Origin of the sequence: Roseovarius lutimaris, from assembly GCF_900115165.1 — a bacterium.
Lineage (GTDB): Bacteria > Pseudomonadota > Alphaproteobacteria > Rhodobacterales > Rhodobacteraceae > Roseovarius > Roseovarius lutimaris.
The window spans coordinates 1-12787 of the sequence record NZ_FOVP01000043.1 but is presented as its reverse complement, the minus strand read 5'-3'; the positions used below and the strand labels follow the sequence as shown (position 1 = coordinate 12787).

Sequence of the window (12787 nt, the reverse complement as noted above, 5' to 3'; positions counted from 1 at the left end):
GGAAGACCGTCATCGGGCCCAAGCTAAAGGCGCGCACCATCGAAAATCAGAAAACAGAAGCCAAGATTGGCGTCCGAGTTCTGAACCGGATGACCGGACTTGGCCGCCCGCATTTCGAACGCACCGCCTGAAGTCCGTCTCAGGTAGGGCGCGTTCTGAGTTGCAGCTGATCTGTGCAACACGGCCGCTCAGAACGATCCCTGCAACAAAGCCGGTCCGCATCTGTAAACACCTTGCACCTGCACAATTTCAAGTTGAGCATGGTGGGTGCTCTGCGGGGTGTCAATCGGGTCGGTCGTCGTGGCGCGTCTATCCCGGTTCGCGCGCCTTGTTGAGGGTGCCGCGGCTTATGGCGACGACGGTGATCACGGTGAGCGCCCAGAAGAACCAGGTGATCGGGCCGCGCAGAAGGATCTCGGGGCTGCCGCCGGACATCAGCATCGCCTGACGGAAATTATCCTCAAGCAGCGGGCCGAGGATGAAGGCGATCAGGAAGGGGGCGGCGGGAATGTGATAGCGGCTCATGACAAAGCCGACCCAGCCCATGACGAACATCACGCCCACATCAAAGATGTTGTTGTTGACCGCAAACACCCCGTAGATGCAGAGCACCAGAACGCAGGGCATCAGGATGCGCTTGGGGATGTCTGCGACCGGGCGAAAGCCGCGAATGGCCAGTGACCCGACGATCAAAAGCAAGCCGGAGCTGAAGATCAGCCCGATGAACAGCCCATAGATGATATCGACATTCATCACGAACATCATCGGGCCCGGTTGCAACCCGTGCACCATGAAGGCGCCGATGATGATGGCGGTGATCACGTCGCCGGGCACGCCGAGCGCCAGAAGCGGGATCAGAGTGGCACCGGCAACGCCGTTGTTGCCCGCCTCGGAGGCGGCGACGCCTTCGATCTCGCCCTTGCCGAAATTGGCCTTGTTGGGCGATTTGCGCCGCGCCTCGGAATAGGACAGAAACGCCGCCGGGGCCGCGCCGATGCCGGGGATAGAGCCGAGAAAGACGCCGATAAAGCTCCCGCGGACGATAGAGCGGAAAGAGCGTTTGTAATCGGCGAAAGTGACCCATTTGCTGCCCAGGGACTGAACCTTGCCGATATGGCCGGTGGGGTGCCAGACCATGTTGATCACCTCGGGGATGGCAAAGAGGCCAATCAGCACGGCGATGAAATTGAGCCCGCCCATCAGGCTAGGGTCGCCAAAGGTAAAGCGGTTGGTGCCATAGACCAGATCAAGCCCGATGGTGGCCAGCAAAAGCCCCAGAAGCGCCGAGAGAGCGCCGCGCAACAGGCTGTCGCCCGATACGCCCGCGATGATGGTCAGTGAGAACAGCATCAGGGCGAAAAATTCGGGCGGGCCAAAGTTGAGAGCGAACGACGCCAGCCAGCCGGCAAACAGGATCAGCGAGAGGTTCGAGATCAAATCCGCCGTGCAGGAGGCCCAAAGCGCCATGCCAAGCGCGCGCCCGGCCTCGCCCCGCGCCGCCATCGGATGCCCGTCGAGGATCGTGGCGGAGGAGGCCGGCGTGCCCGGTGTCTTGATCAGGATGGCGGGAATGGAGCCGCCGAAAATGCCGCCCTTGTAGACGCCAAGCAGCAGCAGAATGCCATTGATCGGCTGCATCGGAAAGGTGAAGGGCAGGGCAAGCGCCACCGCCATGGTCGCCGAAATGCCGGGAATGGCCCCGCCAATCACGCCGATGATAATGCCGATGAAGAGCGACAGGAAGGCATTGAAATTACCGACAAGCGCAAAGCCCGCCATGATGCTGTCAAAGAGGCTCATGGCAGTCTCACATAATTGCCTTGCGGGATGGCAACGCTGGCGACATGCGCGAAGAAGGCATAAAGCACCAGCGGCACCAGCACCGCGCAGGTGAGGGCGATTTTGGGGTGACGGGTTCTGACCAGAAAGGCGAGGGCGGCAAAGGCCCCCATCGAGGCCCAGACCATGCCGATGCGGGGCATCGCCCAGAAGGTGACCATCATCAGCACCGCCATCGCCGCAAGTCGGACTACGCCGGTGCCGGGGTCTTCGATCGGGTCATTGACGGGGATGTCATCGTCATCCGCGCCACGCCCGAAGACGATCAGGCCAAGCCCCACCAGCCCGGTCAGCCCCGCGATGGTATAGGGCCAGAACAGCGGTGAAAGGATGATCTTGGGGACATTGCTGGGCGATGATACCCAGTTCGGTATGCCATAAAGGATCAGGAAAAGGCCGACGAGGCAGGCCCCGATGCCTAAGTGCACCTGTAGTGTGCGATTGTTCACCCCGATCCTCCCCGATCAGTTTGATCCTGTTGCTGGCCGGGCGCAGGTTGCGGCGCCCGGCGCAGGTCTTGACGTGGTTTCAGCCTTCGATCCGCATGCCCAGTTTGTCGACAAGGGCGCGGAAGGTTTCGTATTGCTTCTGGATGAAGGCATTGGCGTCTTCGGGGCTCATGACATTGATCACCGAACCGCGCGCCGTCATCTGATCGACGAAGGTCTGATCGCCCGCAGCGGACGCCATCCATTCGCCCCATTTGGCGGCCACATTATCAGGCAGTTCCCTGGGGCCTGCGATGCCGGTCCAGCCGACAAGCTGTGTCAGGGCGGGTTTGCCTACATCGGTGGCATTGGGGGCGTCAAAGCCGGGCACGGGTTCGGCGGTTGTGACGAGGATTGGTTTCAGCTGTCCGTTGGCGACAAAGCTCGCCAGGGCCGAGGTGTTGGTACACAGGAAGGTGGCGGTGCCATTGAGAACCGCCGTGGCCGCCGCGCCGCCGCCTTTTTGCGGGATATGCGTGGCCTTTTCGAGAGGGTTCTCGACGCCATATTCCGACAGGACATAGACCGCCGCAAGATGCAGCAGGGAACCGACACCAGAGGAGCTATAGGTGGTGCCGTCGGATTCTGTTTTGGCGATCAGGTCTTCCATCGACGTAATGCCGGAATCGGGGCGCACGGCGCAGGCGACGGGGTTGATCTCATAGACCGTGACAAAGCGGAAATCATCGAGGCTGTAGGGCAGGGTGGCCTTCATCGCCGGGTTCACGGTATGTGATCCGACGCGCGCAAACAGCATGGTATAGCCGTCCGGTTTGGCGTTTTGCACCGCGACCGAGCCGATCGCCCCGCCGGCGCCGGTGATATTGGACATCACAAGCGGTTTGCCCACGGCCGTGCCAAGCGGTTCGGCGATGGTACGGGCGGAAATGTCGGTGGCCCCGCCGGCGCCATAGGGAATGACCATGTTGATGGGGCGTTCGGGATATTCGGCCATGGCGGTTGTCGCCAATAGGCCGAGGCCAAGGGCGCAGGCCGCGCCCAGCTTGTTGAAAGTCATGTTTTCCTCCTCCACTGTCTTTTTTATGCGGCCTTATCAATGGCTCATTGCAACGCCGTCGTGATCAGTAGTATCGTTAAGAGAACCTTAAGATAAGCAATATTGCGTTACAGCATCTGTCACAAAATCTTACGATAAAGGGGTGTCATGTCAATCCGGCGATTGCGAACGCTGATTGCGGTCGAAGAGCACAGCACCTTCAGTGCGGCGGCGGATGCGGTGTTTGTCACCCATGCCGCCGTGAGCCAGCAGATGCGCAAATTGGAAGATGAATGGCAGGTGACGCTGTTTGATCGCTCGTGCCGCACGCCGCAACTGACGCCGGTGGGGCGCGCGCTTGTCGCCAAGGCCAGGGAAATCGTGCGCGCCTATGATACGATTGTGCCTTCGGTTCTGGGCGATGCGGGGTTTCAGGGCGAGATCCTGTTGGGGGCGGTGCCGACGACGTTGACCGGGCTGGCGCCTTTGGCGGTGCGCCATCTCAAGGACAGGTATCCCGAGTTGCATGTGCGGTTGTTTCCCAGTCTGACCACGCAGTTGATTGCGCAGGTGGATCGCGGGGCCGTCGATGCCGCGATCCTGTCGCGGCACCGGCCGTTGCCGCCGGATATGCAGTATTCCGACATCGCGCATGAGCCGATGCAATTGATCGCGGCGCCGGATATGCCGGGCGACGATCCACTCGAATTGCTCGCCAGCAACCCGTATATCCGCTTTAGCCGCGATGCGGTGGTCGGCAGTCTGATCGACACCTGGTTGCAGGAAAGCGGTATCCGGGTGTCGGCGACGATGGAGCTTGAAGGGCTGGAGGCGATTTCAAGCATGGTTCTGGCCGGGCTTGGCGTGTCGATCGTGCCGGCCCGCTGTGTGCGGGATTTCAATCCGCTGCCGCTCAAGGCCCTGGCCTTGCCCGAAGGGGCGCCGGCGCGGCGGTTGACGCTTGCCTATCGGCGCGACAACCCGCGTGTTGCAGTGATTGAGGAAATCCACAAAGCCCTGCTAGAGGCGGTCAAGATCGGCGTTTTCAAACAGATACCGCAAAAGCAGGAGCCCGCGACGTGACCCCGGATGTGATGTTTTATGTTGCCGCCGGGGCGGCGGCGGGCGGGCTTATCAATGGCCTTGCCGGGTTTGGCACCGCGCTTTTTGCGCTTGGGTTTCTTCTGACGGTGATGCCGCCGGTGCAGGCGGTGGCGGTGGTGGTGATGATCTCGGTGATCAGCGGCATGCAGGGGCTCTGGGTGGTGCGCCACGCGATCGGTCAGAACCCCCGGCGGCTGGCGCGGTTCATGGGGCCGTCGCTGGTGGGTATTCCCCTGGGGGTGCTGACGCTGTCGGTGCTTGATGCGGGCACGCTCAAGCTTGTGATCGCTGTCTTCCTTTTGCTCTATGGCGGCTATTTCAGCCTGCGCGGCGTCATGCCGAAATTTGAACGCCCGACGCCCTATCTTGATATGGTGGTGGGGCTTCTCGGGGGTATTCTGGGCGGGGCTGCGTCGCTATCGGGGGCCTTGCCGATGATGTGGTGCGCGCTCAGGCCCTGGCCCAAGGCCGAGACCCGCGCGGTTCTACAGCCGTTCAACTTTGTGGTGCTTGGGCTGACGGCGGGGCTTTTGGCGCTTAGGGGGGCCTATACGCGCGAAACGCTGATCTATCTGGCGCTTGCGGTGCCGGTGGCGGTTGTCGCCGCGCAGATCGGCATCGCGATTTTCCGGCGCCTGCCGGATGCGGTGTTCCGCCGGTTGTTGATCGTGATGACATTTGTGTCGGGCGCGGTGTTGTTGCTGCGCGAGCTGTTGTAGGGCGGGACAAATTGCGCTTTTTGCACATCGGGTTTTCTTGTCGCCTCTGCCCGGAATCAAGCCGAAGGCGCCGGGCCGCGGTCCGGCGCTGGCCCGTCTTGCGTGCGGCTAGCCGATCACCTCGTCCGAGCGGTCATCGGTTTCGCCGTAGCGTTTGAGCACCGCCGGGCGGGTGCCCTCGTAAACCCGATCGAGATTTTGCACGATCCGGGCGTTTTCGCGTTCGAACAGGCAATTGCCCTCCATATCCGAGGCGACGATGAAGGGGCCCATTCGGTTGCAGCGGATCACCCACATCGCCTGGGCAAGGCCAAGTTCGTCCTGCCAATGCACGGCCTCGACCTTTTCGATGCCCCGGCCCAGCAAGGCGCCGGTGCCATAGCCGACAGTCGACAAGTAAATCGCGCCGTTGGGGACGAAATAGTCCTTATAGTCCTTGGACGACATGCCGCCCTTGCCGATGATCAGTTTCGCGCCGGTCTTGGCGATCCATTCCGGCAGCCATTTGGCAAAGCGGAACGAGGCGGTGGCGGTCACCGCGCCCATGTCAAAGCTGCCGTCCTCGCGAATGGCGGCGGCGGGCGAGCAGTGGAAATTGGCCGCGCTCTGGCTTGGCAATTCCATCGGGATATTCGCCTTTTCCTCAAGCGCGCGCATGTAAACGCCTTCGCGCGCCGTATAGAGCAGGCCGTCGAGATAGACGATATCGCCAAGCCGAAGCTCGGCGATGGCCTCTGGCGTGGGGGTGGTGCTCAGGCGGAGTTCGCGCGGTTTCATCGGGGGGCCTCATTCGGGGTCAGAGTGGACAGGATTTCCGCTGTGTCGCGCCCATAGGTGGGGGCCGGGGCAAGATCTGTCGGGGCCCAGGGCGCGCGAAACGGCAGCGCGGGCACACGCAGGGTTTTGCCAATCTCGGGCTGTGTCATCGGCCGCCACGCCGGGCTATCCACCATTTGCGGATGGGCCATGATTTCGGCAAGGGTCAGAACCCTGGCGGCCGGGACATTGGCCTTTGCAAGCAACTCTTCCCAGTGGGCGGCGCCATGGTCAAGAAAGATCGCCTTGAGGGCGGATGCCGTTTCTTCGGTCGCGGTATCGAGCAGGTCAGGACGCCCAAGCGCGGCGCAGAGGCGCGCCGCCTGTTGCGGCGTGTTGGCGGTCACAACCAATTGCCCGTCACGGGTATCGAACCGCCCGGAAAAAGGCGAATCCGAAAAGGCGCGATTGCCGTCAAGGCCGCGCAACTGCCCGGTGGTTTCATGGTGAAGGGCATAGGTGCCCATCAGCGTGGTCATCGCATCAAGCATCGACACATGAATCCGTTGCGGCGTGTCCGGGTGGCGCGCGCGTTCAAGCAAGGCCGCCAGAAGGGCCGAGACAAGCACCTGACCCGCGACGTAATCGGCGATCGGCATGCCGACGCGCATCGGGCCACTTTCATCGGTGCCGGTCATCGCCATCAGCCCGCAGATGCCTTGCAGGATGTGATCATAGGCCGGGCGGCCCGCCAGAGGGCCGTCGGGGCCAAAGCCGGTGAGGCTTGCGTAGATCAGGTTTTTGCGGCGCCTGCGCAGGCTATCGTAATCGACGCCAAGGCGTTCGGTCACGCCGGGGCGAAAGTTTTCGGTCACGATGTCGGCACTGGCGGCGAGATCAAGCAAGGCGGCGCGGCCGGCGTCGGATTTGAGATCTAGCACCACGGATTTCTTGCCGCTGTTCTGGCTCAGGAACGAGGCGCCAAGACCTGCGGCGCGCATATCTTCGGTGCCGCCGTGATGGCGGACGAAATCATTGCCGTTGGGCCGCTCGACGCGGATCACCTCGGCCCCCATGAGAGCAAGCTGGCCGGTGGCATAGGGCCCGGCAAGCACATGGCTGAGGTCAAGTACCCGAATGCCGGAAAGGGGCCCGGTCGCAGTCATTCGGCGGCGGCCATGTCGGGGTGCCACTCAACCGTGTCGCGGCGCTGATAGTCGGTGAACCAATCGGGGTCGGTGCGGTACTCAACCCGCCCGTCGGCATGCACCCGCGCCACCGCGCGGCGCGACGACAGGCAGAAGGCATGGACCGACATCTGCATGCCGCCGGTGTGGCAATAGCCGACCTCGATATTGCAATCTATCACCATGTTCTTGCCGACAAAGCCCATGGCGCCCATGCCGATGGAATTGCCAAGCTCTTTGAATTCATCCTCAAGCGCGGCGATCCTGGGGTCGGGGTTGCGATCGCCGACCACCCGAAGACAGGCGGCGCGTTTGCCAAGCACCATGCAGGTATCCTTGCACCCGCCAAGGCCGATGCCGATGATTGCCGGCTGACAGGCGAGGCCGCGTTTGCCAAAGGCGACAAGGCTATCGAGGTAAAAGCGCTTGATGCCCTGAATGCCGTCGCTCGGGAAGAGCATGCGGTAATCGGTGCCAAAGAGGCCGCCCTTGTGGACGGTAATGAGATCGATCCATTCGCCGCCGGGTTCGTACCCGTATTCGATTTCGGGCGCGCCGATGCCGACGTTGTTGTTGTGATCGGTGCGCCAGAGCGGGTGCACCCGGTTGGGCCGCAACGGCACGCCGTTGGTGGCCTTGGCGGTGGCGCGGCGCAGCGCGGCCTCAAGCGCGATGGGGCCGCCTTCGATTTGCGTGTCGTTGCCCATCTTGACGTACCAGCGCGGGGTGCCGGTATCGCCGCACATGGCGCGGCGGTCTTCCTTGGCGGCCTGATAGTTTTCAAGCATCGCTTGCAGCACGAAAGACGACAGGTCGCCATCTTCGGTCGCGGCGGCGGATTTGAGGCCCGAGAGGTAATCATCGGGGATCTCGATGGCGGCCTTGTCCATCAGGGTTTCGGCGGTTTTCTGAATGAGGTCGATGGGTATCATTTTACGTCCTCCCTGTTTCGGGACAAAAGCCCCCACATTTCGTCATCGCCCTCGCCGCCAAAGGCCACGGCACCGGCACGCACAAGAGCCTGTCGCAGGGTGTCGTCGTCGGGAAAACCACGCAGGTGGCGTTTTATCTTTTTCAACGAGCGCTTTTTGTAATCGGGGCTTTCGAGCAGGTGAATGATAGCAGTTTCGACTGAGTAATCGAACTTTCGTTCCTCGCGCAGTTTGCGCAGCTGGCTTTGCGTGGTCAACCAAGCGGTGACAGCCGCAATGACCAGAGGCGTCAAAACTCCCCAAAACAAACCCATACTATGCTCCTATTGTGCAGCGACCAGTGTTTCGGGTTCGCCGTCGGGCAGGATGGTCTCGCCGGGGCGAACGATGCTGAAATCGACGGGGTCGCGGCGCACGGCGAGGGCGTCGCCGGTCTGCGTCACGACGGTGAAGTAGGACGCGTCAAGGTCGCCCTCGTCGGGAAAATCCTCGCGGTAATGCGCACCACGGGAATTTTCACGTTCAAGGCCGGCCAGGGCAATTGCCTGAGATATATCACAAAGCGAGCGTAAATTCAGCCAGTCATGCCATGTGAGGTTAAAGGCGAGGGTGTCGGGCGCGACGCCGACATCCATCAGGGCGGTTGAAATATCGGCCACGCGGGTCTGGGCGCGGGTCAGGCCCGCCTCGGTGCGCAACACGCCGACATCCTCCCACATTGCCTCTTGCAGGTCGTGGCGCAGGGGTTGCACGAGATCGGGTTTGCGGGTGAGGGGATGCAGGGCGCGGCCAATTTCGGCCTGCAAGGCGGTGGGGCAGGGGTCGCGCAGCGCGCCCATCTTGCGAATGTCGGCGCCCATCGTGTCGCCCGCAACGCCGCCATAGACGGTGGAATTGGCCACGCCATTGCCACCAAGACGGTTGGAGCCATGCGCGCCGCCGGCATCTTCGCCCGCCACGTAGAGCCCTTCAAGCGCGGTGCGGGTGTCGGGGTCAACCACCACGCCGCCCATGAAGTAATGTGCGGTTGGCACCACCTCGACCAGACCGGCGGCCAGGTCAAAGCCGCTGTCGGCGCAGCGTTTGACCATGCCGGGAAACTTGGCGCGCACGTTGTCGGGGCCAAGATGGGCCATCGAGATGAACACGCCGCCGTTCTCTGACGTGTTGTTCTTGCGCATTTCGGCATAGATGCCGCGGCTGACCACATCGCGGGTGGCGCGCTCGCCTTTTGGGTCATAGTCGAACATGAAGCGGTTCTGTGCGCCGTTCAAAAGCTGTCCGCCTGCGCCGCGCAATCCCTCTTCCAGCACGGTGCCGGTCATCCGGGTGTGATCGCCCGCCAACAGGCCGGTGGGGTGAAATTGCACCATTTCCATATCGCGCAGCGGGAGGCCGGCGCGCAGGGCCATGGCAAGGCCATCCATCGTCTTGTCACCCGAGGGGGTGTTGTATTTGTACATGGTCGGGCCGCCGCCCGTCGCCATAAGCACCGTCTTGGCGCGCACAAGACGAAAGCGCCCGGTGCGCATGTCGATGAACAGCACCCCGGCAAGCGCGCTTTTGTCCGCCGTCGGGATAAGGCCGATGGCGCGGTGTTCCTGAAGCTTTTCGACCGGGCGCGAGAGCACCTGTTCCATCAGGCGGCTGATGATCTCGATCCCCGTCAGGTCACCCTTGTGAACGGTGCGATCCGCGGTTTGCCCGGCAAAGGCCTTTTGGTGCAGGCTTCCATCCGGGTTGCGGTCAAAGAAACAGCCAATTTCGTTCTCAAGCTCGCGGATGCGCACCACCGCCTGTTCGCAAAGTTTCCAGGCCATATCCTGATTGGGAAGCCATTTACCGCCCCGGATCGTATCCATGAAATGCCGCTCGACGGTATCACCGCCACCAAGCGCCACGTTATAGCCGCCCTGCACCATCCGGGTGCAGCCGCATTTGCCGATCAGGCCCTTGACGGCGATGGTGATGCGGGTGCCCGGCGGCGCGGATTGCTGGGCGTGCAGCGCCGCGAACAGGCCGGCACCACCGGTGCCGATGATCAGGATATCGGTGTCGTGGCGGTCGATTTCTGTGGGGGTTGCCATGGCTTACACCGCTTTCAGAAAGAAGGTTGTGGAGATCAGGAAAGCCACGCCGACCGCCCCGGCCGCCAAGGTTTTCTGGCGGTCCGACCAAGGCAGGAATTCAAGCGCCATCAGGCGCAGCCCGCCGAACATATGCACCGCAAGCAGGAAGACGAGGCCGAATTCGGCAAGTTTGACCAGCGGCATTTCGGCAAAGGCCAGAAACCCGTCAAGCCGCGAAGGATTGGTCAGCGCCTGTGACAACAGCCAGAAATGTGCAGGCAGAAACAGCGCCAGAGCAAGACCGGAAAGCCGGTGCAGCACGAAGGCAAGCCAAAGCGGGTGGGAGCGGGCAGGGGCCTTCATGGCACAGTCACCGCAAAGACGGCGCGCAGGCCGAGGACAAGAAGCCCCGCGCAAGCGCCCCAGGTGAGGACCGAGAGCACCGGGCCTTTCAGGCCAAGCCATTCGTGGATGATGACCCGCAACCCGATGGCGGCATGCAGTGAAACGGCGAACACGAAGAGACCGTAAAAGGCGAACCAAAGCACGCTGCCCTGGGTGCGGCCAAGGATTTCGGCGGTGCTAAGGCCGCCCTGGATGGCATAGATCATCACCGCGAGGTGCCCCAGAACCAGCGGCGCCATGACAAGTGCCGAGAGCCGTTGCAGCATATAAAGACGCAGATCAAGCATTGCGTTTGCCCTTGAAGAAGGATTTCGCGGTTTCGCGTTTCAGCCCGGCAATGGCGCGCATCGGGTTCAACTCGTTCGGGCAATATTGCGTGCAGCTTCCCATCGAGTGACAATTGTGACAGCCCCCGGTGCCGGAAACGGCATCAAGGATGGCGCCGCGCCCGTCATCGCGGCTATCGTTCAAAAGGGTCCAAGCGCGTTGCAGGGCGGCGGGGCCCAGATAATCGGGATTGCCCGCCACCGTATCGCAGGCGGCATAGCAGATCGCGCAATTGATGCATTCGACGCCAAGATCGGCCTCGACGCGCAGGGGATCGCCTGGGTCGATCGGCTCAATCGGATCATGGCGGGTCTGGCTTGGGTGATGCTGGCCTTGGGCGGCGGTCCATTTGTCAAAGAACGGGTCCATATCGGCGGCGAGGTCCTTGATCACCGGGAGATTGCGCAGCGGCTCGATCATCAGCTTGCCGTCGGCGGCGACTTTTTTGACATGGGTGCGGCAGGTCCAGCGCGGCGTGCCATTGACCATCATCGCACAAGACCCGCACATGCCCACGCGACAGGCAAAGCGATAGCTGAGCGTCGGATCGGCGAACTGCTGAATCCACGACACGACATCAAGCACGGTCTGGCTTTCATGGGCGGGGACCTGAAAACTGTCATAGCATGCGCCACGGGTGGTGCCGCGATGGACGGTAACATCGAGTGTTTCTTGGGCGGCGGTCACGGGCGAGCCCCTTTTCGGGTGGGTGTCTGGCTGTGACTCTGGTTATAAGTATCAGCTAAGCTAACCAAAAGGAATAAATACTAATGGTATTTGTAAGATAAAGTATCAGAAATCGCAGAAAGGATCGGATAAGGGAGAGAGCAGACCCCTACTGCGGGAAGCAAGGTAGCCTGCGTTAACCGGGGTTTGCTGAATCTCAATCAGGTTTCCTTGGTGTTGCGTTTCGCAACGCGATAATATGTTGCGCAACGGTAAAAGAAACGGCGCGCAACGGCATAAAATACTCACTATCCGAAGCGGCAAAAGCTACGGGAAAAAACAAACCCACCATTCAGAGGGCTATAAAAACCGGAAAGCATCCAGAAAGTCGTTGAGGCCCATCTTGCAACAGACCTGTTTGCGTTTTGTCGATGACGATTGTTATCGGATTGAAGCAGGGGTCACGATGCCCCTAGAGTATGTTGCTCAAAAGTGGAAACCGGTTTTGAGCTTCTGGAACATGCGAAATCAAGAAGTTAGAACGCGTCGCGTTCATCCGAATTCACGCGACATGTGCTTGCGTCAGAGCGGCCATTGGAAATAACGTCACCTGACGATCCAGACACCGCGCCGCCCCGACCCATAGCCAGTTGTTCGGCAAACAGCCGTTTCAGCGGGTCTGCGGTTGACACGCCTGTCGCGCTCCAATGCTGTGTGCTGCGTTTGTGCGGGGCCGGGTTGGTCATGGCAATATGTGGCACGATCTGCTCCGGCGAGAGGATCACGATATCGGGGATTTCCCCCAGTTTTACCATCCGCGCGATATAGCTGGCCACAGCACGCGTCATCAAGCCTGGCCCGGTTTTCATCCAGGTGCTTTCGTTTGAGCGCATCAACAGCGCCTGTCGGGCCGCTTTCGCTGCGAACACGATGGCGGGATGCTGGGCGCGGGCCGCAAGAAAATTGTTGCCGATGACACCGCCAAAGGGCTCGTTATAGACCACCATTCCGGTATCGCGATGCACCAGCCCCGCCAGATCCTTTTGCAGGACGTCATCTGCATCGGCATAGATGCCGCCATCACGGGCCAAAACGCACAGACGCAGGAAATCTGATTCTTCCGCCACGTTATTGGCCATCAAAAAGGCCTGCACCCATTTGGGGCCAAATTCGGCGCGCAGATGCTGCAAGGCCATTTGCCGATTGTACAATGTGTGCTGGAAGCCGGAAACATTGGCCCAACTGGCGATCATGGCCTGGATCCCCTCGGGGACATCCGGGGTGTTCCAGTATTGAAT

At 61.4% G+C, this 12787-nt stretch carries 14 protein-coding genes; 2 read left to right on the top strand and 12 right to left on the bottom strand.

Annotation, left to right across the window (positions count from 1 at the left end; genetic code table 11):
- Positions 1-309: 309 nt before the first annotated feature.
- From BMZ91_RS20175 to BMZ91_RS20165, 3 genes are all read right to left on the bottom strand, one after another.
- Positions 310-1800: a tripartite tricarboxylate transporter permease gene (locus BMZ91_RS20175; RefSeq protein ID WP_092842386.1), complete on the bottom strand. Its 1491-nt coding sequence runs from the start codon at positions 1798-1800 to the stop codon at positions 310-312.
- Positions 1797-2288 (bottom strand): tripartite tricarboxylate transporter TctB family protein, encoded by a 492-nt coding sequence (locus BMZ91_RS20170; protein WP_092842385.1) that lies wholly within the window; start codon positions 2286-2288, stop codon positions 1797-1799. Before BMZ91_RS20170 ends, BMZ91_RS20175 begins: the two co-directional genes overlap by 4 nt.
- A gap of 79 nt (positions 2289-2367) precedes the next feature.
- Positions 2368-3345, bottom strand: a complete 978-nt coding sequence (locus tag BMZ91_RS20165) for a Bug family tripartite tricarboxylate transporter substrate binding protein (protein WP_092842388.1) — start codon at positions 3343-3345, stop codon at positions 2368-2370.
- A gap of 147 nt (positions 3346-3492) precedes the next feature.
- Here BMZ91_RS20165 and BMZ91_RS20160 point away from each other — a divergent pair, with 147 nt between their 5' ends.
- Complete coding sequence (locus tag BMZ91_RS20160) at positions 3493-4407, top strand: LysR family transcriptional regulator (RefSeq protein WP_092842384.1); 915 nt, start codon at positions 3493-3495, stop codon at positions 4405-4407.
- Complete coding sequence (locus BMZ91_RS20155) at positions 4404-5147, top strand: sulfite exporter TauE/SafE family protein (protein ID WP_245736505.1); 744 nt, start codon at positions 4404-4406, stop codon at positions 5145-5147. The genes BMZ91_RS20160 and BMZ91_RS20155 overlap by 4 nt, the downstream gene beginning before the upstream one ends.
- A gap of 108 nt (positions 5148-5255) precedes the next feature.
- On the opposite strand, the gene BMZ91_RS20150 is transcribed toward BMZ91_RS20155, so the two are convergent.
- The 9 genes from BMZ91_RS20150 to BMZ91_RS20110 all read right to left on the bottom strand — a co-directional run.
- A complete protein-coding gene (locus tag BMZ91_RS20150; protein ID WP_092842383.1) occupies positions 5256-5924 on the bottom strand; it encodes a fumarate hydratase C-terminal domain-containing protein in 669 nt (222 codons plus the stop codon).
- Positions 5921-7069 (bottom strand): CaiB/BaiF CoA transferase family protein, encoded by a 1149-nt coding sequence (locus tag BMZ91_RS20145; RefSeq protein WP_092842382.1) that lies wholly within the window; start codon positions 7067-7069, stop codon positions 5921-5923. Before BMZ91_RS20145 ends, BMZ91_RS20150 begins: the two co-directional genes overlap by 4 nt.
- Positions 7066-8022, bottom strand: a complete 957-nt coding sequence (locus BMZ91_RS20140) for a fumarate hydratase (protein WP_092842381.1) — start codon at positions 8020-8022, stop codon at positions 7066-7068. The genes BMZ91_RS20145 and BMZ91_RS20140 overlap by 4 nt, the downstream gene beginning before the upstream one ends.
- On the bottom strand, positions 8019-8336 hold the full coding sequence (locus tag BMZ91_RS20135) for a hypothetical protein (RefSeq protein WP_092842380.1): 318 nt from the start codon (positions 8334-8336) through the stop codon (positions 8019-8021). The genes BMZ91_RS20140 and BMZ91_RS20135 overlap by 4 nt, the downstream gene beginning before the upstream one ends.
- 9 nt (positions 8337-8345) lie before the next feature.
- Entirely contained in the window at positions 8346-10109 is a 1764-nt protein-coding gene (locus BMZ91_RS20130) for an L-aspartate oxidase (RefSeq protein WP_092842379.1), read from the bottom strand.
- 3 nt (positions 10110-10112) lie between these two features.
- Positions 10113-10454, bottom strand: a complete 342-nt coding sequence (gene sdhC / locus BMZ91_RS20125; RefSeq protein WP_092842378.1) for a succinate dehydrogenase, cytochrome b556 subunit — start codon at positions 10452-10454, stop codon at positions 10113-10115.
- Entirely contained in the window at positions 10451-10783 is a 333-nt protein-coding gene (locus BMZ91_RS20120; protein WP_092842377.1) for a succinate dehydrogenase/fumarate reductase transmembrane subunit, read from the bottom strand. Before BMZ91_RS20120 ends, sdhC begins: the two co-directional genes overlap by 4 nt.
- A complete protein-coding gene (locus BMZ91_RS20115) occupies positions 10776-11510 on the bottom strand; it encodes a succinate dehydrogenase/fumarate reductase iron-sulfur subunit (RefSeq protein WP_092842376.1) in 735 nt (244 codons plus the stop codon). The genes BMZ91_RS20120 and BMZ91_RS20115 overlap by 8 nt, the downstream gene beginning before the upstream one ends.
- A gap of 515 nt (positions 11511-12025) precedes the next feature.
- On the bottom strand, positions 12026-12787 hold a 762-nt coding region (locus BMZ91_RS20110; RefSeq protein WP_143076423.1), incomplete at its 5' end, for a glycosyltransferase family 32 protein.